This window comes from Micromonospora zhanjiangensis (assembly GCF_042650605.1).
In the GTDB taxonomy this organism is placed as follows: Bacteria; Actinomycetota; Actinomycetes; order Mycobacteriales; family Micromonosporaceae; genus Micromonospora_J; species Micromonospora_J zhanjiangensis.
The window spans coordinates 33023-59862 of the sequence record NZ_JBHSBN010000008.1 but is presented as its reverse complement, the minus strand read 5'-3'; the positions used below and the strand labels follow the sequence as shown (position 1 = coordinate 59862).

17 protein-coding genes are annotated in these 26840 nt (G+C 70.9%); 15 read left to right on the top strand and 2 right to left on the bottom strand.

The window, feature by feature from the left end:
- Positions 1-313 precede the first annotated feature (313 nt).
- From ACFOX0_RS14035 to ACFOX0_RS13965, 15 genes are all read left to right on the top strand, one after another.
- Positions 314-1564, top strand: a complete 1251-nt coding sequence (locus ACFOX0_RS14035) for a cell division protein DivIVA (protein WP_377545558.1) — start codon at positions 314-316, stop codon at positions 1562-1564.
- A gap of 265 nt (positions 1565-1829) precedes the next feature.
- Entirely contained in the window at positions 1830-3824 is a 1995-nt protein-coding gene (locus tag ACFOX0_RS14030; protein ID WP_377545556.1) for a hypothetical protein, read from the top strand.
- Positions 3825-4111: 287 nt separating this feature from the next.
- The gene (locus ACFOX0_RS14025) at positions 4112-5185 is read left to right on the top strand and encodes a Gfo/Idh/MocA family protein (RefSeq protein ID WP_377545554.1); all 1074 of its coding nucleotides are present in this window, start codon (positions 4112-4114) and stop codon (positions 5183-5185) included.
- Positions 5182-6186 carry an NAD-dependent epimerase/dehydratase family protein gene (locus tag ACFOX0_RS14020; protein ID WP_377545552.1) on the top strand — a complete coding sequence of 335 codons (1005 nt, stop codon included), beginning with the start codon at positions 5182-5184 and terminating at the stop codon, positions 6184-6186. The genes ACFOX0_RS14025 and ACFOX0_RS14020 overlap by 4 nt, the downstream gene beginning before the upstream one ends.
- Positions 6183-7316, top strand: a complete 1134-nt coding sequence (locus tag ACFOX0_RS14015) for a DegT/DnrJ/EryC1/StrS family aminotransferase (RefSeq protein WP_377545550.1) — start codon at positions 6183-6185, stop codon at positions 7314-7316. The genes ACFOX0_RS14020 and ACFOX0_RS14015 overlap by 4 nt, the downstream gene beginning before the upstream one ends.
- A complete protein-coding gene (locus ACFOX0_RS14010; protein ID WP_377545548.1) occupies positions 7313-8014 on the top strand; it encodes an acetyltransferase in 702 nt (233 codons plus the stop codon). Before ACFOX0_RS14015 ends, ACFOX0_RS14010 begins: the two co-directional genes overlap by 4 nt.
- Positions 8011-9123, top strand: coding sequence for a DegT/DnrJ/EryC1/StrS family aminotransferase (locus ACFOX0_RS14005; protein WP_377545546.1), 1113 nt, complete (start codon positions 8011-8013; stop codon positions 9121-9123). Before ACFOX0_RS14010 ends, ACFOX0_RS14005 begins: the two co-directional genes overlap by 4 nt.
- A gap of 10 nt (positions 9124-9133) precedes the next feature.
- A complete protein-coding gene (locus ACFOX0_RS14000; RefSeq protein ID WP_377545544.1) occupies positions 9134-10414 on the top strand; it encodes an MFS transporter in 1281 nt (426 codons plus the stop codon).
- Complete coding sequence (locus tag ACFOX0_RS13995) at positions 10411-11436, top strand: TolB family protein (protein ID WP_377545542.1); 1026 nt, start codon at positions 10411-10413, stop codon at positions 11434-11436. The genes ACFOX0_RS14000 and ACFOX0_RS13995 overlap by 4 nt, the downstream gene beginning before the upstream one ends.
- A 26-nt stretch (positions 11437-11462) precedes the next feature.
- The gene (locus ACFOX0_RS13990) at positions 11463-12326 is read left to right on the top strand and encodes a DUF6492 family protein (RefSeq protein ID WP_377545540.1); all 864 of its coding nucleotides are present in this window, start codon (positions 11463-11465) and stop codon (positions 12324-12326) included.
- Positions 12323-13765, top strand: a complete 1443-nt coding sequence (locus ACFOX0_RS13985; RefSeq protein WP_377545538.1) for an O-antigen ligase family protein — start codon at positions 12323-12325, stop codon at positions 13763-13765. Before ACFOX0_RS13990 ends, ACFOX0_RS13985 begins: the two co-directional genes overlap by 4 nt.
- An 11-nt stretch (positions 13766-13776) precedes the next feature.
- Positions 13777-14676, top strand: coding sequence for a Wzz/FepE/Etk N-terminal domain-containing protein (locus tag ACFOX0_RS13980; RefSeq protein WP_377545536.1), 900 nt, complete (start codon positions 13777-13779; stop codon positions 14674-14676).
- Between the two features lie 203 nt (positions 14677-14879).
- Positions 14880-18077 carry a N,N-dimethylformamidase beta subunit family domain-containing protein gene (locus tag ACFOX0_RS13975; protein ID WP_377545534.1) on the top strand — a complete coding sequence of 1066 codons (3198 nt, stop codon included), beginning with the start codon at positions 14880-14882 and terminating at the stop codon, positions 18075-18077.
- A gap of 175 nt (positions 18078-18252) precedes the next feature.
- Positions 18253-19134 carry a helix-turn-helix domain-containing protein gene (locus ACFOX0_RS13970; RefSeq protein ID WP_377545532.1) on the top strand — a complete coding sequence of 294 codons (882 nt, stop codon included), beginning with the start codon at positions 18253-18255 and terminating at the stop codon, positions 19132-19134.
- Entirely contained in the window at positions 19127-19321 is a 195-nt protein-coding gene (locus ACFOX0_RS13965; protein WP_377545530.1) for a DUF397 domain-containing protein, read from the top strand. The genes ACFOX0_RS13970 and ACFOX0_RS13965 overlap by 8 nt, the downstream gene beginning before the upstream one ends.
- A gap of 265 nt (positions 19322-19586) precedes the next feature.
- Here the strand turns inward: ACFOX0_RS13965 and ACFOX0_RS34360 are convergent, their stop codons facing one another.
- Both ACFOX0_RS34360 and ACFOX0_RS13960 read right to left on the bottom strand, forming a co-directional pair.
- Positions 19587-19907 (bottom strand): Imm32 family immunity protein, encoded by a 321-nt coding sequence (locus ACFOX0_RS34360; RefSeq protein ID WP_449288856.1) that lies wholly within the window; start codon positions 19905-19907, stop codon positions 19587-19589.
- The gene (locus tag ACFOX0_RS13960) at positions 19892-26839 is read right to left on the bottom strand and encodes a polymorphic toxin-type HINT domain-containing protein (protein WP_377545528.1); all 6948 of its coding nucleotides are present in this window, start codon (positions 26837-26839) and stop codon (positions 19892-19894) included. Before ACFOX0_RS13960 ends, ACFOX0_RS34360 begins: the two co-directional genes overlap by 16 nt.
- Position 26840 lies beyond the last annotated feature (1 nt).

Here is a 26840-nt window from a genome sequence, read left to right as displayed (position 1 = left end):
CCGACCATTAGGGACCACCCGGGTATCGTTATTCGGCACCGGTCCGACGGTCGATCCACCGACCGGTCACTCGCATTCCGGCCGCCCGGTGAACGGCGCGGAAAACCCGGGGTTCCGGCCCGCCCGGCCGATGCGCGGGTGGGCGTGGCGCGCCGGTCGAGGCCCGGCACGCTGGCAAGATCGCTGGAAAAAGGTGAACGCGCGCGCTCCGCCGCCGGCTCGCGGGCCTCGGGTTCAGTTGACCTTGTGAGCCGGCCGGAATACGGCCGCCCGCTCTTGCGAAGCCCCCTGGGTTGTCTGCAAGTATGGGCCAATGCCCCAGCAGCAACCCCCCTCGCTTGCGTTCTTTGATAACGCGAACTCTCAGCCCGACTTCACCGTCGGCCTTCGTGGCTACAACGTCGGCCAGGTGGACGACTTCATCGGCCGGCTCAGCGCCGCGCTGTCCCAGTCCGAGCAGGCCCGCGGCGAGGCCGAGCAGCGGATGAACGACGCCCAGCGTCGGCTCCGCCAGGCCGAGCAGCGGCTCGCCGCCGTGGAGCAGAAGCTCGCCGACTCCAACAAGCAGCTCGAGGAGAACAACCGGCCCACCCTGTCCGGGCTCGGCACCCGGGTGGAGCAGATCCTCCGGCTGGCCGAGGAGCAGGCCAACGACCACCGCGGCGAGGCCAAGCGGGAGTCGGAGGGGATCCTCTCCGCCGCCCGCCTGGAGGCCCGGGAGATCACCGACAAGGCCCGCGCCGAGGCGGCCGCCATGAAGGCCACCGCCGAGCGGGAGGCCGGCGGGGTCCGGACCGCCGCCGAGCGGGAGGCCGCCGAGGTCCGGGTGCAGGCCCGGCGCGAGGCGGACACCCTGCGGGCGGACGCGGACCGGGAGACCAAGCAGCTGCGCACGGTCACCGCGCACGAGGTCTCCGAGCTCAAGTCGACCGTCGAGCGTGAGGTCGCCACCCTGCGCGCCACCGCCGAGCGGGAGATCACCCAGCAGCGGGCCAAGGCCGCCCGGGACGCCGAGGAGAAGCGGGCCGAGGCCACCAAGCTGCTCACCGACGCCCGCGACAAGCGGGACAAGGACCTCCAGGCGCTCGAACTCCAGCTGGCCGAGCGCCGGGAGAAGGCCGAGCGGGAGGAGTCCGAGCGGCACGCCGCGCACGTCTCGCAGACCCAGAAGATGGTCGGCGAGGCCGAGCAGCGCGCCCGGGCCGCCCAGGAACGCGCCAAGGAGATCGAGCAGCGGGCCGAGGCACGCCGGATCGAGTCCGAGCGCACCGCCTCGGACGTCGTGGAGAAGGCCAAGGCGCTCGCCGACAAGACGCTGACCGAGGCCCGGGCCGAGGCCAACCGCCTGCTCGGCGACGCGCGCACCGAGGCGGAGCTGACCACCCAGGCGGCCCGCCGGGAGGTCGAGGACCTCACCCGGCAGAAGGAGGCGGTCACCTCGCAGCTCGGCCAGATGCTCTCCGGCCTGGCCGGCATCGTCCCGACCGTCGGGAAGCAGGACAGCCAGCCCGCCGCCGAGCAGCCGGCCGCCGAGGAAAAGGTCAACGCCGAAGCCGCCGGCTGACCGACGCGGTCGACCGCGGCAGGTCGCCCCGGTCCCCGTACGGGGGACCGGGCGACGATGGACGCTCGGGGCATGATTCGGACTAGTGGGGCGTATCGGTAGAATCCGGTGCGCCCCACCGGTCGGTCAGGACCGGGTCACCCGCCACCCCGGCGTGTCGCCCCGGACCTGCCCTCCCGCCCCAACCCGGCCAAACAGTGACCTGTGTCCCATCACGCCCGACCGTATCGCCGCGCAACGGGGCGATACGTGTGAGGATGGGGGCATGTCGCACGGCGAGGAACTGTTCGCTCTTGGCGGGGAAGTGGCTACGGAGCCCGACTTCGAGTCCGCCCTGCGGGGCTTCGACAAACGGCAGGTGAAGCGCTACGTCGCCCGGGCGGAGCATGAGATCGCCACCTTGGCGGCGGAACGCGAGCAGGCGTACGCGCAGGTCCACACCATGGCCGGGCAGATCGAGCAGCTCCAGCGGGATCTCGCCGCCGTCCGGCGCCAGGTCGGCATGGTGGACCGGGCCTCGTTCCGGCACCTCGGGCCCCGGGTGGAGCAGATGCTCGCGCTGGCCGAGGAGCAGTCCGAGGCGATCATCGCCGCCGGTCGGCAGGAGGTCGAGGCCCAGCGGGCGGAGGCCGAACGGGTGCTCAACGAGGCCCGGGAGCACGCCGAGACCGCGCTGCGCGACTTCGAACTGGCGCTCAAGACCCGGCGGGTCGAGGAGGACGAGGCCGCCGCCGACCGCAAGCGCGAGATGGACGCCCGGATGGCCAAGGCGGCCGAGGAGGCGGCCCGGCTGCGCGAGGCCGGCGAGGCCGCGCTCGCCAAGGCGCAGCAGGAGGCCAAGCAGCTCGCCGAGCAGACCGCCGAGATGGTCCAGCGCAAGCGCACCGAGACCGAGACCTACGTCCAGCGCCGCCGGTCGGAGATCGACGAGTACGTCAAGCAGCAGCGCACCCAGATCGACGAGTACGTCAAGCAGCAGCGCACCGAGACCGAGGCGTACGTGCAGCAGCAGCGCGCCGAGGTCGACGCGCACGTGAAGCAGACCCGCAACCAGGTGCAGCAGGAGCTGCGCGCCTGGCGCGAGGGCGTCGAACGGGAAACCACCCAGCGCCGCACCGCCACCGAGCAGGAACTGGCCGGCAAGTGGGCCGCCACCGAGCAGGAGATCGCCAACCGGCGGGCCAAGGCCGACCGGGAGATGGCCGACCGGCGGGCCTCGGTCGAGGGCGAGTTCGCCCAGTGGCGGGCCGGCCTGGAGGCCCAGTACGCCACGCAGAAGGCGGAGGCCGAGACGGCCGCGACCCGGATCCGGCAGGAGGCCGACGAGTACGCCGCGTCCACCCGCGACGAGGCGGACCAGCACGCCGCCACCGTGCAGCGCAAGGCCGACGAACACGCCGCCGCCGTACAGGCCCGGACCGAGGAACTGACCGCGAAGCTCAAGGCCGAGGCCGAGGAGCACGCGGACACCGTGCGCCGTAAGGCCGAGGAGCACGCCACCAGGATCCGCGCCGAGGCCGACGAGCACGTGTCGCTCTCCAAGCGCCAGTTCGAGGAGTACGCCGCCACCGCGCAGCAGCACCTCGCCACCACCCAGCAGCACCTCGCGGCCACCCAGCAGGAGGCGGTCGCCGGCCGGCAGCAGTTGGCCGAGGTGATGCTGGAGATCGCGCAGGCCCAGCAGCAGCTCGCCGATATCCGGCAGGAGACCTGGGCGTCGCGCCAGGAGTCCGACCAGATCCAACAGCAGCTCGCCGCCATCCAGCGGCAGTTGGCCAGCGAGCACGACCGGCTCGGCGACACCCAACGGTCGGCCGAGAAGGCCGGGCAGGCCGCCGCCGAGGCGGAGGCCGACGTCCAGCGGGTGGCCGAGGCCGTCGAGGCCGCCGAGCCGACTCCGGCGGTGGCCCCGGACGACGCGCCGAAACCGGCGGCGACCCCGGACCGTGCGCCGGAACCGGTCGCGGCCAGCCCGGACGGCGCGCCCGAGCCGGTGCTCGCGGACGCCACGCAGCCCGTCGCCGCGGCCACCTCGAACGGCAACGGTTCGGCCGCCGGGAACGGGTCGGTCGAGGTCCCGGTCGCCGGGGCGGACGGTCAGGTCAGCTCCCCCGACCGGGGCCGGGACGCCGTGGCGGCCACCATCGGCAGCCCCGCCGACCTGGCCAAGAAGGCGGCGAAGACCACCAAGCCGGGAGTCGAGGACCGGAACAACAAGTCCAAGAAGGTGACCGCCGACTCGCCCCGCCGCAACACCTGATCCGCCCCTGATCCGACCCGCCCGCGGGTACGCCGTTCGGCGTACCGGCGGGCGTTCGTCGTCGCGGCGGGCGGGCCGCGCGGGAGGCCCCGGATCGGCGGACGCCATCGGGCGGACCGGTCGCCGCCGGGTACGGTCGGCCCGTCGGATCCGCCGAACGTCCCCAGTGGCGGTACGGCTCTGCCGGATTTCCGTCTCTGCTCTGGCGCTCAGAGTGACGCCTCAGTAGCTTGCCGTGCGGGCGATCAGCCACGCCCGACCGGTCCTCCTACTGAAACGGAACGCCGTTGACCTCAACGCTGACCACCACCGACGAGCCGATCGGGGTCGCCGTCGTCGGGGCGGGATACTGGGGCCCCAACCTCGTCCGCAACTTCCAGTCCTCGACCGACTTCCACCTGCGCTGGCTGTGTGACCTCGACGTCGGGCGGGCCCGCCGGGTGCTGGGCGGCTACTCCACCGTCGGGGCCACCGGCGACCTGACCGAGGTGCTCGCCGACGACCGGGTCCGGGCGGTCGCCGTGGCCACCCCCGCCGGCACCCACCTCGCGGTGGCGATGGCCGCCCTGCGGGCCGGCAAGCACGTCCTGGTGGAGAAGCCGCTCGCCGCCAGCCGGGAGGAGGGCCGGCGGCTGGTCGCCGAGGCCGACCGGCGAGGGCTGTCGCTGATGTGCGACCACACCTACTGCTACACCCCGGCGGTGCTGCGCATCCGCGAGCTGCTGCACGACGGGCACCTCGGCGAACTGCACTACCTGGATTCGGTCCGGATCAACCTCGGCCTGGTGCAGCGCGACATCGACGTACTCTGGGACCTGGCACCGCACGATCTGTCCATTCTCGACTTCATCCTGCCGCCGGGCATCGAACCGGTGGCGGTGGCCGCGCACGGCGCGGACGGCATCGGCGCCGGACGGGCCTGCGTCGCCTACCTGACCCTGCGGCTCAACACGGGCGCCATCGCGCACGTGCACGTCAACTGGCTGTCCCCGGTGAAGATCCGCACCACCATCGTCGGTGGGTCCAAGCGGACGCTGCTCTGGGACGACCTCAACCCGAGTCAACGGCTGTCCATCTTCGACCGGGGTGTCGAGGTGGCCGGCGCCGAGGAACTCGGCCCGGATCAACGCCGCGACATGCTCGTGTCGTACCGGTCGGGCGACATGGTGGCACCGACCCTGATGGAACGGGAGGCACTGCGCACGATGGTGGAGGAGTACGCACGGTCGATCCGCGGCGGTATCCCCGCCCGCACCGACGGGCGGGCCGGGATGCGGGTGCTGGGCATCCTGGAGGCGGCGTCCCGCAGCCTCGCCGAGGGTGGTCGCACCATCGCCCTGGACCGGGAGGGCGACCGGTGAGCGGGATCCCGATCGAGGGCGCGCGCGCCCTGGTCACCGGCGGGGCCGGCACCATCGGCTCGCACGTCGTCGACGAACTGGTCCGGCACGGGGCGGCCGAGGTCGTGGTGCTGGACAACCTGGTCCGGGGCCGGCGGGAGAACCTGGCCGGGGCGCTGGCCGCGGGAACGGTCCGGCTCGTCGAGGGGGACATCCGGGACGTCGACCTGGTCCGGTCGGTGACCCACGGGATGGACCTGGTCTTCCACCTGGCCGCCATCCGGATCACCCAGTGCGCCGAGGAGCCGCGGCTGGCCAACGAGGTACTGGTCGACGGCACGTTCAACGTGCTGGAGGCGGCCGCGGCGGCCGGCGTCGGCAAGGTGGTCGCGTCCTCGTCGGCCTCGGTCTACGGGCTCGCCGAGCGGTTCCCCACCGACGAGCGGCACCACCCGTGGAACAACGACACCTTCTACGGCGCCGCCAAGGCGTTCAACGAGGGGATGCTGCGCAGCTTCCACGCCATGTCCGGGCTGGACTACGTGGCCCTGCGCTACTTCAACGTCTACGGGCCACGGATGGACGTGCACGGCCTCTACACGGAGGTGCTGATCCGCTGGATGGAGCGGATCGAGGCGGGCGATCCCCCGCTGATCCTCGGCGACGGCCGGCAGACGATGGACTTCGTCCACGTGGCCGACATCGCCCGGGCGAACGTCCTGGCCGCCCGGGCCGACGTCACCGACGAGGTGTTCAACGTCGCCAGCGGCACCGAGACCAGCCTGCTCGACCTGGCCCGGACCCTCAGCGACGTGATGAAGTCCGACCTGCCACCCACCTTCGGCCCGGCCCGGGCGGTGAACGGGGTGACCCGCCGGTTGGCCGACACCGGCACCGCCGCCGAGCGGCTCGGCTTCCGGGCCGAGATCGACCTGCGTACCGGCCTGGAGGACCTGGTCGAGTGGTGGCGCGCCCAGCGGCCCGCGGGCCCGGCCGGCGACGGACGGCGGGCCGGGTCGTGATCCCGGTGATGGTGCCGCGGCTGGGCGAGGAGGAGGCCCAGGCCGCCGCCGAGGCGGTCCGTTCCGGCTGGGTCGCGCAGGGTCCCCGGGTGGCCCGGTTCGAGTCCCGGTTCGCCGAGCGGGTCGGTGCCCGGCACGGGGTCGCGGTCAGCTCCTGCACCACCGCGCTGCACCTGGCGCTGGTGCTGCTGGAGATCGGACCGGGCGACGAGGTGGTCGTCCCGTCGCTGTCGTTCATCGCCACCGCCAACGCCGTCCGGTACGTCGGCGCCACCCCGGTCTTCGCGGACGTCGACCCGATCACCGGGAACGTCACCGTGGCGACGGTCGACGCGGTCCGCACGGCGCGGACCCGGGCGGTGATCGGGGTGCACCAGTGCGGCGTACCGTTCGATCTGGTCGCGCTGCGCGCGGCGGCCCGGCGGTGGGGCGTGGCGCTGGTGGAGGACGCGGCCTGCGCCGCCGGCTCGACCGCGTACGGCGAGCCGGTCGGCGCGGGCGCGATCGTCGCGGCCTGGTCGTTCCACCCGCGCAAGCTGCTCACCACCGGTGAGGGCGGGATGGTCACGGTCGACGACCCGGACGTCGCGGCCCGGCTGCGCCGGCTGCGCGAACACGGCATGAACGTCTCGGCGGCCGACCGGCACGCCAGCGGCCGGCCGGTGCTGGAGTCCTACCTGGAGACCGGCTTCAACTACCGGATGACCGACATCCAGGCCGCCGTCGGCCTGGTGCAGCTCGACCGGCTGACCGACCTGGTCGCCCAACGGCGCGCGTCGGCCGCCCGCTACCACGAGTTGCTGGCCGACGTGCCGGGACTGCGTCCGGTCCGCGACCCGGCCTACGGGCAGACCAACTACCAGTCGTTCTGGGTGCTGCTGGACGAGGGGTTCGGCGCCACCCGGGACGAGACGCTGGCGGCGCTGGCCGAAGCCGGCGTGTCGGCCCGGCGCGGCATCATGGCCGCCCACCTCGAACCGGCGTACGCCGACCTGGCACCGGCGACGGCGCCGTTGCCGGTGACCGAGCGGCTCACCCGCGATTCGCTGATCCTGCCGCTGCACCACGCGCTGACGGCGGACGACCAGGAGCACATCGCCGGCGTCCTGCGGAAGTTGGCGGCCGGATGAGGGACCTGGTCATCGTCGGCGCGGGCGGGTTCGCCCGGGAGACCGCCGCGGCGGTGCGCGCCGTCAACCAGGTCCGGCCGACCTGGCGGCTGCTCGGCTTCCTCGACGACAACCCCGCCCTGCGCGGTGTCGAGCGGGCCGGCCTGCCGGTCCTGGGCGGTCTGGAGACCCTCGCCGACCGGCCGGCGGCGGCCGTGCTGGTCTGCGTCGGCAACCCCCGGGACTGGTCCGGCCGGCAGCGCGTCGTCGCGCGGCTGGGCCTGCCGCCCGACCGGTACGCCACCGTGCTGCACCCGGGCGCCGAGGTGGGGTACGGCTGCTCCATCGGCCCCGGCACGGTGCTGCTGTCCGGCGTGGTGCTCACCGCGGACGTGACCGTCGGCGCGCACGTCGCGGTGATGCCGCAGGCCGTGCTGACCCACGACTGCCGGGTCGACGACCAGGTGACCGTCGCCAGCGGGGTCCGGCTCGGCGGCGGATCGGTGCTGCGGCACGGCGTGTACGTGGGGGCCGGCGCGCTGATCCGGGAGGGCGTCACGGTCGGCGCCCGGTCGCAGGTCGGCATGGGCTCGGTCGTGCTGCGCGACGTCCCACCCGCCCAGGTCTGGGTCGGCAACCCGGCCCGGTACCTGCGTGCCACCGCCCTGTCCCCGGACCGTACGACCGGGGTGATCCCGCAGTTGAGGAGCCGATCGTGACCGACATCCCGCTGGTCGACCTGGCCGCCGCGCACGCCGAGGTGGCCGAGGAGGTGGCCACCGGCTTCAAGCGGGTGATCGCCGGCAACGCGTTCGTGGGCGGCGCCGAGGTCGCCGCGTTCGAGCAGGAGTACGCGGCCTTCACCGGCGTGCCGCACTGCGTCGGAGTGGCCAACGGCACGGACGCGCTGGAGTTGGCGCTGCGGGCCGTCGGGGTCGGCCCGGGCAGCGAGGTGGTGCTGCCGGCCAACACGTTCATCGCCACGGCCGAGGCGGTGGCCCGCGCCGGCGGTCGTCCGGTGCTGGTCGACTGCGAGCCGGACAGCCTGCTGATCGACGTCGACGCGGCGCTGGCCGCGGTCACCCCGGCCACCCGGGCGGTCGTCCCGGTCCACCTGTACGGACAGCTCGCGGCGGTGGAGCGGCTGCGCTCCGGCCTGGCCGGGCGGGACGTGGCGATCGTCGAGGACGCCGCCCAGTGTCAGGGCGCGACCCGGCACGGCCGACCGGCGGGCGCCGACGGCATCGCCGCGACCAGCTTCTACCCGGGCAAGAACCTCGGCGCGTACGGTGACGCGGGCGCGGTGGTCAGCGCCGACCCGGCCCTGACCGCCCTGGTCCGCGCCCTCGGCAACCACGGCAGCGTGCGCCGGTACGAGCACGACGTGATCGGGATGAACAGCCGGCTGGACGGCCTGCAGGCGGTGGTGCTGCGGGCCAAGCTGGCCCGGCTGGCCGACTGGAACGCCGCCCGTCGGGCCGCCGCGCAGCGGTACGACGAACTGCTCGCCCCGCTCGACGTGGTGCGCCCGGTGACGCTGCCCGGCAACCGGCACGTCTGGCACATCTACTGCGTACGGGTCCCCGGGACCGGGCGCCGGGACCGGGTGTTGGAGATGCTCACCGCCGCCGGGATCGGCGCGGCCGTGCACTACCCGTACCCGGTGCACCTGACACCGGCGTTCGCCGGGCTGGGCTACCCGCCGGGCGCCTTCCCGCACGCCGAGCGGGCCGCCGGCCAACTGCTGTCGTTGCCGATCTACCCGCAGCTCACCGCCCGGCAGCAGGCGGTGGTGGTGGCGGCGCTGACCGCCGCGCTGGCGCACTGAAGCGTCCGCCGTGTACCTGACCCTGCGACCGGACCGGCGCGCCGGTGACCGGACCGGCGACCCGCGCGCCCGGCGTGGCCGGGTGGCCGGCCCGGTGCTGCTGCTCGGCGTGGTCAGCCTGCTCACCGACGTGTCGTCGGAGTCGGTCGCCGCGGTCCTGCCGCTGTACCTCACCGCCGTGGTCGGCCTCGGTCCGGCCGGGTACGGGCTGGTCGACGGCGTGTACCAGGGGGTGACCGCGCTGGTCCGACTGGCCGGCGGGTACGCCGCCGACCGGGGCGGCCGACCGAAACGGGTGGCCGTGCTCGGCTACGGGGTGTCCGCGGTGAGCCGGCTCGCGCTGTTGCCGGCCACCGGACTGGCCGCCGTCACCGCGACGGTCACCGCGGACCGGTTGGGCAAGGGCCTGCGTACCGCTCCCCGGGACGCCCTGATCGCCGCCGCGTCCCGGCCGGGGCTGCTCGGCCGGTCGTTCGGGGTGCACCGGGCGCTGGACACGGTCGGCGCGGCGGTCGGGCCGCTACTGGCGTTCGGGCTGCTGGCCGGTCTGCCGGGCGACTACTCCGCGGTGTTCGTGGTGTCCTTCGCGTTCGCGGCGGTCGGGGTGGCGGTGCTGGTGCTGTTCGTGCCCGACCTGCGCACGTCGGCCGCCGCCGGACCGGGCGGCCAGGTCGCGGCCGGGGTCAGCCCGCCGGTCGGGCCGCGCCGGGTGCTCGCCGAGGTGACCGGTCGGCGGTTGCGCCGACCGTTGCTCGCCGCCACCCTGCTGGCGCTGCTGACCGTGTCGGACGGGTTCGTCTACCTGTCGTTGCAGGACCGGGACGACTTCGCCGCCCGCTGGTTCCCGCTGCTGTACGTCGGCACCAACGTCGCGTACCTGGTGCTGGCGGTCCCGTTCGGTCGGCTGGCCGACCGGTTCGGCGCCGGCCGGGTGCTGGTCGCCGGGCATCTCGCCCTGCCGGTCTGCTATTTGCTGGCAGCGGCGCCGGCCGGCGGTCTCGGCACGACCGTGGCGGTGCTGGCGCTGCTCGGTGTCTTCTACGCCGCCACCGACGGCGTGCTGCCGGCGTTGGTCGGCCGGCTGGCCGCCGGGCCGGCCCGGGGCAGCGGGATCGCCGCCGCGCAGACCGCCGTGGCGCTGGCCCGGTTCGCCGCCTCGGTGGTCTTCGGTCTGCTGTGGACGGTCCAGGGCCGGGCGAACGCCCTGCTGCTCTTCGCCGGCCTGCTGACGGCGGCCGTCCCGGTGGCCGGCTGGCTGCTGCGCGGCAGCCGTGGGGAGGGTGGGATGTGAGCACCCGGACGCGGCTCGCGGTGCTGGTGGCGGTGGTGTTGGTCGCCGCGCTGGGCACCGGTGGCTACCTGTGGCGGGCCGGTCGGGCCGGGCCGTCCGGCGGGTCGGCCGGCGCGGCGCCGCCGGCCGGCGACGCGGACCGGCTCGCGGCGGTACGCGCACAGCCGCACCTGGTCTTCCGCAGCACCGCCCTCGGCGACGGGTACGGGCGGGTGGCGCTGGTGCCGCTGTCCCGGCCGGACGGGCCACGCGAACTCACCCCCGCCTCGTGCGACCGGGTGTACGCGACCGGCTCCGCCGCGATCTGCCTGGCCGCCCGGCGTGGCCTGGTCACCACGTACACCGCGCGGCTGCTCGGGCCGGACTGGGCGCCCCGGCGCGACCTGCCGCTCACCGGCGTACCGAGTCGGGCCCGGTTGTCCGCCGACGGTGGGCTGGTCGCCACCACCACGTTCGTCTACGGGGACTCGTACGCCAGTCCGGGGCGGTTCTCCACCCGTACCGTGGTCAGCCGGGCCGGCGGTGAGGTGCTCGGCGACCTGGAGCGGTTCGAGCTGGTGGTGGCCGGTCGGCCGGTCCGGGCGGCCGACCGCAACCTGTGGGGCGTCACCTTCACGGCGGACGCCGACCGGTTCTACGCCACCGCGGCGTCGGGCGGGAAGACCTGGCTGGTCGAGGGGAGCCTGGCGGCCCGCCGGCTGACCGCGCTGCGGGCGGACGTCGAGTGCCCGTCGTTGTCCCCCGACGGCACCCGGATCGCCTTCAAGAAACACGGTGACCTGCCGCCCGGTCGCTGGCGGCTGGCCGTCTACGAGCTGGCCACCGGTCGGGAGACGCTGCTGGCCGAGCCGCGCAGCGTGGACGACCAGGTCGAGTGGCTGGACGACGGCCGGATCGTCTACGGACTGCCGCGGGACGGCGGCCCGACGGCGACCAGCGACCTGTGGCGGGTGCCGGCGGACGGCACCGGCGGGCCGGAGCTGCTGGTGCACGACGCCTGGTCCCCGGCGGTGGTCCGGTGACCGGCCCGACGGAAGGAGGTCCCGCCGTGTCGCGGCTGGCTGTCATCACCCCGAGCTTCGCGCCCGACTTCGAACTCTGCGCCGACCTGCACCGCTCGGTCCTGGCGTACGCGCCGGAGTCGGTCACCCACCACCTCGTCGTGCCGGGCCGGGACCTGGCCCTGTTCGACCGGCTGCGCGGCCCTCGGACGGAGATCCACGACCAGGCGGCCTTCCTGCCCCGCTCGATCCAATCGGTGCCGGGGACGAAATACCTGGTCAACCTGCGTCGACCGGTCCCGCCGCTGCGGGGCTGGATCCTGCAGCAGATGCTCAAGCTGGCGGTCACCGCCCGGCTGGACGCGGACGTGGTGCTGCTGGTCGACTCCGACATCACCTTCGTCCGGCCGTTCACCGCCGAGACGTTCCGCCGGGACGGCGTGGTGCGCCTCTACCGCAAGCCGGACGAGATCGACGCGCGGCTGCCCCGGCACCTGCGGTGGCACCGGGCCGCCCGGACGCTGCTCGGGTTGCCGGCCGGCGAGCCGCCGTACCCGGACTACGTCTCGTCGTTGCTGGCCTGGGATCCGGTGCTGGTGCGGCAGGCGCTGGCCCGGGTGGAGTCGGTGACCGGCCGGCGGTGGGTGGACGCGGTCGGCGGTCAGCTGCACTTCTCCGAGTGGACCCTGTACGGGGTGTTCGTCGACGCGGTGCTCGGGGCACCGGCGACCTCGTTCGCGGCCGACGATCCGCTGTGCCACGCCCACTGGGACGAGACCCCGCTGGACGAGCGCGGGGTCGCCGACTTCCTCGACGGGGTGGGACCGGACGACGTCGCGGTGATGATCTCGGCCAAGTCGGGGACCCCGCTGCCGGTCCGCCGGGCCGCGCTGCGGGACCTCACCGGATGACCCGGTTGACCCGGATGCGCCGGATGACCCGGCTGCGGCTGCCCCGGGTACGCCGCGGCGGCCACCCGGTCGACTACCTGGTGGTGCGACCGCCGGGGTCCCGGCAGGCCGCCGCCCTGCTGCAGGTCTTCGTGGTCACCGTCTTCGTCTTCCCGTCGGACGCGGTGATCCGGATCATCGGTGCGCAGGGCTACCTGGCGAGCCTGGTGGCGATGCTGCTCTTCGCCGGGTGGGCGACCACCGCCCTGCTCGGCTTCCACGATCCGGTGCACACCCGGTACCCGGTTCGCGGCGCGCTCGCCCTGCTGTGGATCTGCTCGCTGTTGTCGTACGCCGTGATGCCGCTGTTCGGTCCGGACGAGACGCAGCGGCTCAGCGCGGACCGGTGGATGATGCTGCTGGTCGGCATGTCCGGGGTGATCCTGGTGACGGCCGAGCACCTGCGCGACCCGCGCGACATGCTGCGGGTGATCCGCGCCCTGGTGTGGGGTGCCGCGTTCTCCGGCACGATCGCCCTGTTGCAGTTCTGGCTGCGCTGGGACCTCAAGCCGGTGCTGCGGCAGGCCCTGCCGGGGTTCGAGGCCGGTGACGCGTACGGGTCCTTCCAGGGCCGGGACGCGCTGATGCGGGTGACCGGCACCGCACTGCACCCGATCGAGCTGGGCGTGGTCGCCGGCATGCTGCTGCCGTTGGCGGTCTGGCTGGCGATGGTCGACCGGGAACGGCGTCCGCTGCGCCGCTGGGTGCCGGTCGGCCTGATCGGGATGTGCGTGCCGATGTCGGTGTCCCGGTCGGCGATCCTGGCGGTGGCCGTGGCGATGGGGGTGTTCGTGGTGTCGCTGCCGCCCCGGCCCCGGGCCTGGGCCGTCTTCCTCGCCCCGGTGGCCGTGGTCGGCGTCTTCGCGGGCGTGCCCGGGTACGTGAGCACCATCGCCGCCTTCTTCGGCGCCGGCACCGAGGACCCGTCGATCACCAACCGGTTGGACAACTATCCCCGGGTGCTCGCCCTGGTGCAGGAGGCGCCGTGGCTGGGCCGGGGTGGTGGCACCTTCCTCGCGCCGGACGCCACGAAGATCCTGGACAACCAGTACCTGAAGTCCGCGATCGAGCTGGGGCTGATCGGGGTGGCCGCGTTGCTGCTCTTCCTGCTCGTACCGGCGGTGGCGGCGCTGGGGGCCCGGTCCCGGGCCACCGAGCCGGACTTCCGCGCCCTGTGCGCGGCGCTGGCCGGCGGCTGCCTGGCCGCCGCCGTGGACGCGTACACCTTCGACGCGTACTCGTTCCCCCAGTTCGCCTCCGCGCACGCCGTCCTGCTCGGGCTCTGCGGCACCTGTTGGCTGTCGGTCCGCCGGTGGGCCGGACGGCCGGGTGTCGAAATCGTCACGCCTTCGCTACCGTCGGCCACGGCGGCCGAACGTCGTCCCACCCACCCGGCCTGAAACGAGCGCCCATGGATCTCCTGGCCCTGCTGACCACCCTTCGCCGGCACAAGCTGCTCGTGCTCGTGGTCTCGCTCATCATGATCGCCGGTGACGCGTTCGTCGCCTTCGGCATCCCGCCGCAGTACGAGTCGCAGGCCCAGTTCGTGCTGATCGCACCGCCGCCCCCGCCCACCTCGACCGACATCCAACGCGATCCGGCGCTGGCCAAGGTGAACGCCGACAACCCGTACCTGCGGTTGCCGAACCCGTCGGTGGTGGTGGACATCCTGGCCCAGCGGGTCGCCGGCGACACGGTCCGCAAACAGCTCGTGGCCAAGGGCGCCGACCAGGACTACACGATCACCTCGACCAACGCGATCGGTTCCGGCCTGGTGATCGACATCGTCGGCACCGGAACCTCGGGGGCGCAGGCCCGGCGCACGCTCGACCTGGTTTCCGAGGCGATGGCGACCGAGCTGCACGAGATGCAGAAGATCAACGGCGCCGACGACAAGTACCTCTTCCAGGCGCTGCCGATCAACCCGCCGGCCGACCCGACGCGCAAGGTCACCGGAACGGTTCGCTCGCTCATCGCGGTGTCGGCGGCCTGCCTGGTGCTGCTGTTCGCGCTGGTCTCGATCGCCGAGGCCGCCGGCCCACGCCGGACGAGGCCGGTCGTGCCGCGGGACGGCAGGGACGACGACCCGCCGTCCGGCGGCGCCCCGGCGGACCCGCCGGCGGACCGCCCGAACGACCGCCCGGTGGACCGCTCGGCGGACCGCGACCGGAATCGGGCCGAGACCACGCGGCCGGTGGTGCCGGGGCCGTGGCCCGCCCGTTCCGCGCTCGGCAACGACAACGACCTCACCGTGGTGATGCCCCGGATGTTCGGCCACAACGCGCCCGGATCCTCCGACCGCGAGACCTGAACCCGCCGTTCCGTCGCGTTCCGGCACCCGACCTGTCGGCCTCCCGACCCGACCTGGCTGATCGGTCAGGCGGTGCACGCCGCCCGACGGGCGATCCGGTGTGGACGACCGGTGCGCCGAATCCGTAAGCCGCTCATATTTTGAGTAGTGATACCCGCCGATGGGGGACGGGTGCGCTCTCAAGGTGACGGGCGGGCGGATCGATGTCCATCAAGGACGTACGGCGGAGCGGGGCGACCAACAAACCAACGGGACGGAACGGCCGGGCGCGGCGGTGGCTCGGGTGGCTCGGCGTACTGAGCTTGTCGACCGCGGGCCTGGTCGGCGGTACGGCACCACCGGCCACCGCGGCCTGCGCGGCCAACCCAGTGGTCTGCGAGAACGCCCGGGCGGGCGCCACCGACTGGGACATCAACGGTGCCGGCGACGACACGATCCAGGGCTTCGCCACCGCGATCAGCGTCAACGTCGGCCAGCAGATCGCCTTCAAAATCAGTACCCCGGCCCGGTCCTACACGATCGACATCTACCGGCTCGGCTGGTACGGCGGCGCCGGCGCCCGGTACGTCGCCCCGGTCACCCCGTCCGCGCGGCTGCCGCAGTCCCAGCCGGCGTCCTGCGTCTCCGACCCGACCACCGAGCTGTACGACTGCGGCAACTGGGCCGTCTCCGCGACCTGGATCGTGCCGGCCGACGCGGTCTCCGGGATCTACCTCGCCCGACTCAAGCGCACCGACGTGGACAACGGCGAGGCCAGCCACATCACCTTCGTCGTCCGGGACGACGCCAGTTCCTCGGCCCTGCTGTTCAAGACCTCCGACGCCACCTGGCAGGCGTACAACACCTACGGCGGGTCGGACTTCTACCAGGGCGCGGCCAACGGGCGGGCGTACCGGGTCAGCTACAACCGGCCGTTCGCCACCCGGGGCGAGAACGGCGGCCGGGACTTCCTGTTCAGCAACGAGTACCCGATGCTGCGCTTCCTGGAGCGCAACGGGTACGACATCAGCTACACCACCGATGTCGACACCGATCGGCGGGGCGACCTGATCCGCAACCACCGGGTGTTCCTGTCGGTCGGGCACGACGAGTACTGGTCCGGACCCGAGCGCGCCAACGTCGAGGCGGCCCGGGACGCGGGCGTACACCTCGCCTTCTTCAGCGGCAACGAGGTCTACTGGCGGACCCGGCTGGCGCCCAGCGCGGACGGCACCGACACCGCCGACCGGACGCTGGTCTGCTACAAGGAGACCTGGGCCAACGACAAGATCGACCCGTCCACCGAGTGGACCGGCACCTGGCGCGACCCGCGGTTCACCCCACCGGCGGTGGGCGGCGGCAACCCGGAGAATGCGCTGACCGGCACCGCGTACGTGAGCAACCACGACGACCTGGCCATCCAGGTCCCGCAGCAGCAGGGCCGCAACCGGCTCTGGCGCAACACCACAGTGGCCACCCTGGGCACCGGCCAGACCGCCACCCTGGCCCCGCACACGGTCGGTTACGAGTCCGACGAGGACCTGGACAACGGCTTCCGGCCGGCCGGGCTGATCCGGCTGTCCACCACCACCGGGTCGACCCCGGAGTACCTGCGCGACTTCGGCAACACGGTCACCCCGGGCACCACCACCCACCACCTGACGCTGTACCGCGCGGCCAGCGGCGCCCTGGTGTTCAGCGCCGGCACCATCCAGTGGTCGTGGGGCCTGGACAGCGAGCACGACGGCACCAGCACAACGCCGGACGTCCGGATGCAGCAGGCCGTGATCAACCTGCTGGCCGACATGGACGCGCAGCCGGCGACCCGGATGACCGGCCTGGCCGCCGCCGCCAAGTCGACCGACACCAGTCCGCCCACCGCCACCGTCACCTCCCCCGCCACCGGCACCACCGTGGCGAACGGCGCCCAGGTCACCGTGCAGGGCACGGCCACCGACGCCGGGGGCGGCCAGGTCGCCGGCGTCGAGGTCTCCACCGACAACGGGGCCACCTGGCACGCGGCGAACGGCACCACCGCCTGGACGTACAGCTTCTACACGGGCGGCGTGGGCGGCCAGTCGGTACGGGTCCGGGCGATGGACGACAGCGCCAACATCCAACCGACGCCCGCCACGGTGTCGCTGACCCTCACCGGCCCGAGCACCATCTTCGGCGCCCGGGTGCCGGCCACCCCGGCGGTGAACGACAGCGCCGCGCTCGAACTGGGCGTGCGGTTCACCCCGCAGGACGCCGGCTACGTCACCGGGATCCGCTTCTACAAGGGCACCGGCAACACCGGTACGCACACCGGCACGCTGTGGACCAGCACCGGCGCTCCCCTGGCCACCGGCACCTTCGTCGGCGAGACCAGCACGGGCTGGCAGAAACTGACCTTCACCAACCCGGTGCAGGTCACCGCCGGCACCAGCTACGTCGCCTCGTACACCGCGCCCAAGGGGCACTACGCCGCGGACGGCCTGGCCTTCAGCGCCGCCGCCTTCGGCACGTCGCCGCTGCGCGCGGACCGGTCCACCGAGACCGCCAAGAACGGTCTCTACCAGTACGGCAGCGGCTTCCCGACCGAGTCCTACCAGGACAGCAACTACTACGTGGACGTGCTGTTCGTGGACAGCGAGACCGGTCCGCCCGCCCCGGTCGCGCTGTCCCCGCCGGCCGGCGCGGGCACCGTACCGGTGGCCGCCCGCCCGGCGGTGACCTTCTCCAAGCCGCTGAACCCGGGATCCATCCAGTTCACCCTGCGCAACCAGGCGAACGTCGTGGTGCCGGGCGCCGTCGGCTACGACGACGCCAGCCGGACGGTCACCTTCAGCCCCGTTTCGCCGCTGACCGTCGCCACCACCTACACCGCGACCGTCACCGCCGCCGACACCCTGGGCCGCCCCACCGAGGCGCCGGTGACCTGGTCGTTCACCACCGACGCGTACGCGGCGATCTACACCCTGTTCGCCGCCAACGCCACCCCGCAGGTCGCCGCGGCCAACGACTTCAGCTCGGCGGAACTGGGCGTCCGGTTCACCCCGTCGGCCGCCGGCCTGGTCGTCGGGGTGCGCTTCTACCAGGGCCCGGGCAACACCGGTACGCACACCGGCAGCCTCTGGAGCGCCGGCGGCACGCTGCTGGCCCGGGCCACCTTCAGCGGCGAGACCGGGTCGGGCTGGCAGACCGTACGCTTCACCACCCCGGTCACGGTCACCGCCGGTACGACGTACGTGGCGTCGTACCTCGCGCCCAACGGCCAGTACGCGGAGACACCGAACTTCTTCGCGTCGCCGTGGACCAACGGCCCGTTGACCGCCCCGGCCACCACCAACGGCGTGTACCGCTACGGCGGTCAGGGCTTCCCGACGAATTCCTACCGGGCCACCAACTATTGGGTGGACCCACTGTACGTCCCTCGATAGTTCCATTAAAAAGCGCGGCGTGAGGTGCTGTTTTCTGTCGTATCCATCTTGTACGGTCGAGGTCTGTCCCGATAAATATCGACCCCGCCTACCGCAATTCCCGGGGCACGATTCCGGTGTTACACATCCACCGGCGGGATGTTGCAAAATGAGACCTCGAAAGGATGGAAAGCCGATGGCCGAAGACATGGGGTCAACGGTCCCAAGGCGACAACTCGGCCGCACCCTGCGGCAACTCCGCCTCGAATCCCAGATCACCCTCGACGGCGCCGCCGACGCCCTCGACTGCAGCCGCCAGAAAGTCTGGCGCATCGAATGCGGCATCGGCGCCGTCCGCGGCGTCGACGTCCGCGCCATGTGCGAGCTGTACGACGCCACCGCCGAACTCACCACCGCCCTCGTCGCCCTCGCCGGCGAAACCAGGTCCAAGGGCTGGTGGCACGCCTACGGCGACGCCATCCCCGAATGGTTCGAGCTGTACGTCGGCCTCGAAACCACGGCCTCCCGGATTCGTCGCTACGACGAGTCCCTGATCCCGGGTCTGTTGCAGACCCGCCACTACGCCCGCGCCGTCTACCAACACCGGACCGACCTCAACGAAGAGGAGCGAGAACGTCTGGTCGAGATCCGCATCCAACGCCAGGCGCTGCTGATCCGGCGTCTGCCACCACCACCCCGGATGGACGTCATCCTCTCCGAGGCGGCACTACTGCGCGTCGTCGGCAGCCCGGCGGCGATGGCCGACCAGCTTTGCCACCTGCTGCGGGTCGATGACCTACCCAGCGTCAGCATCCGGGTCCTGCCCCTGTCGGCGGGGCTGCACTTCGGCGCGGTGGCCGGCACGTTCGTCATGCTGGAGTTCCCGCTCGGCAGCCGGGTCATCCCGGATCCGCCGGTGATCTACTGCGAGTCGCTGTCCGGCGCGCTCTACCTCGATCGGTCGCACGAGTTCGCGCTCTACGAACAAGCGTGGGCGAGCCTCGATGAACTGGCCCTGGATGGTGAACAATCAAGACACTTGATTGGGAAGATCATCGGGGAGGTCCATCGTGGTTGACTTGACCGACGCCGTCTGGCGCAAGAGCACCCGTAGTGGCGACAACGGCGGTGATTGCGTGGAGGTCGCCGACAACCTGACCGGCGTGGTCGCCGTGCGGGACAGCAAGGACCCGACCGGACCGGTCCTCACCTTCACGCCCACCGCGTGGGCCGGTTTCGTCCGGACGGTCGAGACCGGCCACTGACGACGTACCGGCAGACAGCCCGCCCCCGGCGAACCCGCCGGGGGCGGCGCTGGTCGCACCACCGTCGTCCCGGTCGTCCGGAATAGCGGGCACGCCCACCGAAGCCGAACCACCCCACCGATGCCGCAGACAGTGAGTCAGCGACGCAGGTCGTGACGATCGCTCACCTGAGCGGACAGCCGATGGTCGTCCACACTACCGAGCGCCCGTCGCCTCACAGCGGAATGGTCAGAGTCACGCTCGATGACGCAAACATGGGTGTCGGCTATTTCTTCTCAACCTCTATCCGAATTGCGGCCGATCCTTCCTCCAGCCATCCGCAGTAAGTATCAAAGTCCAGATGGCGGCCGTCCGGAACCGCGTCCTGCGCAAGAGTTAGTAGATGCCTTGCAAGGGACACCAGGCCCGCCGGGTTTCCAGAAATTACGACGGTCCTTTCCGGTGAATCCCACACCTCCGCTCGGAGGACGGTGCCGTCGTTCCACCAAGTAGCAACGCCCAGTGCCGGATCGTAGACCGCGACCTCAACATCTACACGCGACGTAGATCGATCATTACTGTGACCATCGGCTACGGCAGATGCCATCCTGGCTCCTCAGGTAGGTAAATGTGGATGTTGCTGACCGGGCCACGGCTGCGGATTCCGGGTCCAATCGGGCTGTCATAAGTCTCAAAGTTGATGTGGGGATTCTGCCTCGGGTGCGCCAGATCTGCATCGGTAAGCCTGACCTGACGAAGGCCGTCTTTACTCAAAAATCGACCGCCTCCCATATCACGATACCCGGGACCAACGAACTCGGCGGCGGTCTCCATAGCGTCGCTCGTCGCCATATGCGCGCCGTCTCTGAGATTCCCGACACCAGCTGGAACACCTTCCCCACAGTTATGCACCAGCACGGACGTGTTGCCGGCAAGCACATGGTACGTGTGGATGCCTTCGACGGTGAGGGTGTAGGCCGTGCCGAAGTGGGACGTCACAGGGAGCAGGCCGTCGACGCGCAGTCCGGTGCCATCCGATGCCAAAAGCAGGTCACCTGGGTTGAGCGCGTCGGCCCGCTCCCACCGTTGATCCGTTTTACTCCAGAACGGATGGTCCTCGGTGGTGACCAAGCGCTTACCACCGGCCGACAATGCGACAAGCGTGTCCTCGTGAATCCAGAGATGGGTCACTCTCTGCGAGGTCTGCCTGCCGGTTTCCGGATCCGTGGCAAGAACCTGATCACCGACCTTGACATCCTTGATTGCCTTCCGGCTGCCGTCGGCCATAAGCACGCCGGTGTCACCGGAGAAACTGCACGCCGCCCCAGCGATATTGGCTGCTCTTTTGGCGATCTTCGACTCGATCTCGCCAGCGAGTTTCGAATTTATCGGCGTCCGCGGAAGGCTTCCTGGCGCCAACGCTCCGAAATAGACCGGCCCTACGCCCATCTTGTCGATGTCGGGCAGCGGCATCATCGTCGCCCAGTAGCCCGGGAAGAGAGTCTTCTTTATCCACTCGTCACACGCACCGCCGCCAACTTTGGCGCATATGTCCATGGCTAGGGCGAACTCCTGGTGCATCTCCTCGTTTGGAGCCGTATCACCCCATCCCTGAGCCATTCTCATTTGTTTCGCGGACTGCTGGCGCCACATCTGGGCGAATTTTTCGAGATCCACCCCGTCGGGAACAAGAATTACGTTTCCGAGGATGCGGGGGTTGTTGGACCGATGACTGTTTCTGGTGCTTCCCTTACCGCGCGACTTCCCCCAACTAACGTTGCTCGTGCTGCCGCAACCACCGGGGCATCCGGTTGTCGGGCTGTAGCCGTAGCAGTCGAATTCGTTGCAGTCGGCGTCGATGAGGCCACTGGGGTCGCTGTTGGTGACCGGTGATCCGTGTGAGTAGGCGTAGCCGTTCCACTGCTGTGGGTCAGCGAGGTCCTGCACGGGGTCGACCGAGATGAACTGGCCGAGGTTCGGGTCGTACTCGCGGGCGCCGAGGTGGGTCAGGCCGCTCGGATCGTTGTCACCGCCCACAAAGCCCTTCGGGTTGCCCCAGAGTTGCTTGGGTCCGCGCGGCACGCCGTACGGGGTCTGCCGTCGAACCGTCACGGTCTGCCGAGCGGCGTCGACCATGGTGTCCTGGGTGCCCTGGTGATCGGTGAAGAGCCAGGTGAGCCCAGCGGGCGTACGGCTTCCGACAAGGTTCCCGGCGAACGAGTAGTACCGCGTCGCGGAGACAACGCTGTTCTCGGATCGGATCTCCTGGCCCGGGAGGTAGAGCGTTGTACCGGTCGAGTCCCGGCGGATCAGGCGGGCGCCCTCAGCGTCGTAGATGTTGCTGCCAGAGGATGCGCTGTTGCCGGAGACGCTGGTGAGATGCCCTTCGGGGTCCCAGGCCAACGTCTGCGAACTCTCGCCGGGCGGGCAGGTGTTGGCTGCCGCACCGGTCGGCCGGCAGACGGTGTTGCCCGAGCTGTCGTACCCGAAGTTGAGGGTCGGACCGGGTTGACCGCCCGACGCCGTCGTCACCGAGGTGACGGCGTGCGGCCGGACCACACCCTTGCCTGCCGTGGGATACGCGAACGTGCGGGTGGTGTCGCCGTCGCCGGTGTGATTTGTCTCCGTACGGCGGTTGCCGAGACTGTCGAAGGTCCAGTCCTGCCAGTACGGCGCCGGACCGGTCAACCCCGCCACCGACGGATCGGTGGTCTTGCAGTCCACGCCGGTTGCCGGGGTCCAGGCCGTGCTGAGGCGACTGAGCGTGTCATACCGGAAGCACTGGTTGTCGGTCGCGCCGACCTGCGGGGCGTCCGTGATGCCCAGGTAGTTGCCCGACGGGTCGTAGCTGTACCCGCGATTGACGACCGTGCCGGGTGAGGTTTCCGGTTTCACCTGGACCCGGTCGACCCGCCGGGTCACCAGGTCGTAGCTGGTCGAGTCCTCGACGTAGACGCCACCGTCGATCTTCCGCTGGGTCAGCGTGGGCTCGCCGTACGCCGTGTAGAGCTGTTGCGAGACGTAAGACCCTACGAGATCGGTTTTCAAGCTCGTCGGGAGTCCGCTCGCAGCAGCGTACTTGGTGGTGACCAATTCTGCGCTCAGCCCACCGGCAGCGGGAAATACAGTCTCGGTCGGGGAACCGTCGAAGTCTGAGTAATTGAAAATGTAGGACCAGGTACCAGCAAGGCCGGTTGCCTCGGTAGCAGGAATGAGGTACTTCGCTCCGGTCGGCTGATACCGGGTGTTAAAGGCCGATATTCGATAGGTGTACGCGTTGGCCGAGCCGGCCGGTTCGTAGCGGGTGCTCTCGGTCAACTGACCGCGGACAGTTGCGCCGCCGTAGACCTGGTCGTACTTCCATGACGCCCGCTTGGTGGCGGCGGCGATGCTGTTGTCGTACAGGCCGATCTTGCGACCGATCTTGTCGTACTCGTACACCAGCTTCTTGTTGTTGGCGTCGGTGGTGCTCGTCAACTGGTCGTAGTCGTCGTAGCCGCTGGTGCTGTGGCCGCTGTCCGGGTCGTCCGTCGACACCTTGCGGCCCTTGATGTCGTAGCCGTAGGACCACTCGTTGCCTTGGGTGTCAGTGACCGTCTTCAGTTGGCCCTTGCGGTCGAAGGTGTAACGCGTGGTGATGTCAGGGCTGGCGTGCTGCCGCAGTTCGACCGTACGACCCTGCGCGTCGGTGACGGTGGTGACCGGCGTGCCGCCCTTTGGCGGTGTCACGTCGGTCTGGTCACCGCGGTAGGTGGTGACCGAGCGCCATTTCTCGACCAGGTTGGTGACCCCGTCGGTGCCGAAGAGGATCTGGTTCGTCGGCCGGGACGCGTCGTCGTACACCGTCTTGGTCAGCGAGGGCACCGACCACTCAGGCTTCCACCACAATCCGCCGCTTGGGCTACCGGGCTCGGCGTGAACCGTGTATGCGGTCGCCTCCCGACCGACCGGGTCGTAGAGCGTGTCGGTCACAACACGCTCCCCGTTGGCGCCGGTTGTCTGCGTCTGTCGCGGACGCATCAGCGCATCGGTGATCTGGTACGCGGTCCGATAGCCGCCGCCCGCGGTCAACTTCCGGATCGTGGTGTAGGGGTAGGCGTCACGTGCGGGCGCGTAGGTGTACGCGAACTCGGCCGACGGTGAGGTCAGGTGCGACGCCCGGTCCCAGCCGACGGCCCAGACCTTGGTGACCCGGCCGAGCGAGTCGTACTCGTTCTCCGTTACCCGCTTGTTGGCGTCGGTGGTCTTGGTGGTGGCGCCCCAGTACGGCGGGGTCACCGTGGTCGTGGTCCACGGCGTTCCGCCCTGGGGGTCAACGGTGCTCACGGCGACCGAGGTCACCGGGCCGCCGGTTGCCGGGGTGTAGGCCGTCGTAACGGTGTTGCCACGCACGTCGGTCGATGTGACCGGCCGGCCGTAGGCGTCGTAGGTGTTGGTGCTGACGGTCTGCCAGACGGTGCCACCGGTGGCCGACCAGTCCTTCAACTTCTCGGACCTGGTGGCAAGACCGGTGGTGGGGGCGGTGTCGACGTCGGTGGCGCCGTCGTAGTAGGTGCGCTCATCGGCGATGACGTCATCCGTGCCGGTTGGACCCTTGTCGCAGGTGAGGGCGGTCGTGGTGACCTGCTTGACCTTTTGCAACAGGTTCCGGACCGGGTTGCGGTTGTACGAATAGCGGACACATTTCTGGTCGTCGGACTTGGCGAGATCGCCGTCGTCCTGCGTCCAGTTCACCGTCCCGTACGCGTCGTCGAAGGCCGATTCGGTTCGGACCGTCCGCCAGCCCGCCGTGCCGTCCTGCCCCAGTGCGGTGGCCTGGTACGTGACCCGGGTATTGGTGTACCGGGCGGTCACGGTGTCCCCGTTGATGGTGCGGGAAGCGGTGGCTGAAGACATCCACGGGACGTTCACCGTCTTGGAGACCGGCTTGGTGTCCACGCCGTTGTAGGTGACCTGTTCCCGGGTCATGCCGGCGAACTGGTCCTCGTCCTTGACAGTCTCCGTCCCGACCGACGCCGCAACGGTGACGTCCCGAATGCCGCCGGTCGGCGCCAGCCGGTCGCCGTGCATGCCTCGCAGGAAGGTGGTGCGGGTAAGGGTCTGGCTCGGCTCGTCGCCGACCCGCGTCTCGACCGTGGCGTAGCCGCGGAACTGGTTCCACGTCTTGCGGTTCGGTTTGACCAGCCCGTCATCGTCGGCATAGTGCCAGGCCGGCGTGCCGACGTAGGTGTAGAAGGTGTTCTTGACCGGTTGCCCGTGGTCCGTCCCGTCGACCAACACCATGAGGTCGGACTCGGAGACCTTGGTGACGACGTACTTGTGCCACCACTCGGTGATGTCCGGACCGTCCGGCGCATACGGGTCAGGGCCAATCACCGGGTAGCACAGTTTGGTGTTCGTCTCCGGCGCCGACGGCAGTTTGCCGTTCGCGCACTCCGGCACGTTATAGGTCACCTGGACCTTGGCGCCGGCCTCGGTGACGATGTTCCCGATCCGCATCCGGTTGTTGCTGGTGTTGTGCGCGGTCAGCACCCGGTTGGGCAGCGATGTCGGTTCGAAGGTCACCGGTGGCATCGCGACGCTGCCGCCGACCAGGCCGGTGTGCACGATCGAGTTGAGCCAGAGGCCGGCGAAGTCGCTGCCGTCGCCGACGGCGGGATAGGAGTGGCTGAACGTCCAGGAGTCGACGGGCTGCCAGGCCGGCGTGCTCTTGGTGGTGTCCCACACCTGGGTAGTGATCTTCGCGAGGCGCTTGGTGGACCAGAAGGTGGGTGCGACGTTGTTACCGCAGTCGGCCGCCGTGGAGAGGCACTCCTGGTCCCACGGCACGTCTTTCCAGTGCGCGGCGTCATGGGTTGAGCAACCCGAGGCGCACCGGTCAACCCGGTCGAAAGCGACCTGCGCGAGCGGCGTGACGGATCGGTCGCTCGCGTCGCGGTCCCAGGTGCCGTAGTCGATTCGGGCCAGGGTGCCGCCACGGATGTACTTGGCCTTGTCGGTGGGCTTGAAGTTGCGACCGTAGTAGTTGACTTCCTGGTCGTACCAGTACGACATGGTGTTGCCATGTACGTCGACCACGTAGTCGAGGTTCCAACGCCAGGCCTGGTCGCAGAAGGATCCGCCGAAGTTGCCGCTCTTGAAGCACGGTTCGCCCGAGTGGTTGCCGGCCACCGGGACGGTCCAGGCGGAGTTGGTCTTGGCCGACTGCCCCGGCAGGTTGTTCCGTCCGAAGAAGTACTGGGTACCGTCGGCGTCGGTGACCTTCCAGTACTCGCCGTCGTTGTCGCCGTTGCTCTCGCCGGTCAGCTTCTCGATCTTCGAACCGTCCTCGGACCTGGCGTGCCAGCCCTTGCCGGTCTGGAAGACGAGTTCCGAGCCCTTCCCGTTGAGCGAGAGGGTCGCGTTGTCCGAACGCCAGCACTCGTCGCCGGTGTCCTTGGAGTTCGTCGCGCCGTTCTTGGTGTCGTCGCTGCAACTGACGTAGCTGCGTTCGATGTAGCCCGGCCAGTAGTCAAAGCCCTCACCGATCCAGGACGGCTGGTTGTTGGACGCCTGCGACTTGCCGTCGACCGCCGCCGACGAGTAGGACAGTTCGAGAGTGGGCCGGGGTCCGCTCAGCGTGGGTGGCACGCGCATCGGATACGACCATGTGAAATTGCCCGTGGACCCGCCGGAGGACCAGGTGGCCGACGGCGACAGCGGCGTCGCCTTGAAGTCGCCCTCCCCGCCCGCAGGACCTGCGGCGAGGGCGAGCAGCGTGCCGGCCGAGGCGGTCAGTGGCGCGTCACCAAGCCGCTGGGCCCGCGTGGTGGCGGTGCCGACCACGCCCGAGGGCGGCACCGGCACATCGGCGGTCACCGTGCCGCCCTGATTTCTGGACGGCAGCGGCACGGCTGCACAACCCGGACGATCGGGGCTGGTCAGCGCGCATTCCGGCAGTTGCCACAGCCGCAGCCGGGACGACCAGCTGCCGCCGTACGCGGACGTGAACTTCCGGTAGTCGACCGCCACACTCGCCGTGCCCTTGGCCGGGTCACCAGGCGCGCCGGCCACCCGCAGCAGCAGGCCGTCTCGCCAGGCCGCTGGCGCCTGGGACCGGTCGAGCAGTTCCACCGAGACGGCAGAGACCCCGGCTCCCGACCCACCGGTCGACCGACCTATCGTGACGGGCAGGTCCCCGGCACGTACCGGCGTGCCGGCGCCGGCGGAGCGTTGCCCCGCGGCTGCCAGCGTGACGGTCGCGCGGCCCGGCTTCGGCCAGGTCGGCGCTGGCAGGTCGGCGTTGGTCGCGGTCTTGGTCGGCCAGGCCCGCCCCTTGGCCGGCGCACCGCCCGAACCGGTCCTCTCCACCTGCGCGGCAAGGTGCTGACCACCATCCGTCGGCTTGGCCTGGCTCGCGGTCCCGATGAGCAGCGAGGCCACCACAGTGCCGACCACGAGGCCCGCGAGTGAGGCCCGGGACCGCCGGCGGAGCAGCGCCCGCCGTTTCACCGGAGCGACACCGACGGGAACGAAGTCGGTCGGGAAGATGCTTCTCACA

Coding starts and splice junctions, on each gene's coding strand:
- ACFOX0_RS14035 (WP_377545558.1), top strand. CDS start 314: ATGCCCCAGCAGCAACCCCCCTCGCTTGCGTTCTTTGATAACGCGAAC.
- ACFOX0_RS14030 (WP_377545556.1), top strand. CDS start 1,830: ATGTCGCACGGCGAGGAACTGTTCGCTCTTGGCGGGGAAGTGGCTACG.
- ACFOX0_RS14010 (WP_377545548.1), top strand. CDS start 7,313: ATGAGGGACCTGGTCATCGTCGGCGCGGGCGGGTTCGCCCGGGAGACC.
- ACFOX0_RS13985 (WP_377545538.1), top strand. CDS start 12,323: ATGACCCGGTTGACCCGGATGCGCCGGATGACCCGGCTGCGGCTGCCC.
- ACFOX0_RS13980 (WP_377545536.1), top strand. CDS start 13,777: ATGGATCTCCTGGCCCTGCTGACCACCCTTCGCCGGCACAAGCTGCTC.
- ACFOX0_RS13975 (WP_377545534.1), top strand. CDS start 14,880: ATGTCCATCAAGGACGTACGGCGGAGCGGGGCGACCAACAAACCAACG.
- ACFOX0_RS13970 (WP_377545532.1), top strand. CDS start 18,253: ATGGCCGAAGACATGGGGTCAACGGTCCCAAGGCGACAACTCGGCCGC.
- ACFOX0_RS34360 (WP_449288856.1), bottom strand. CDS start 19,907: ATGGCATCTGCCGTAGCCGATGGTCACAGTAATGATCGATCTACGTCG.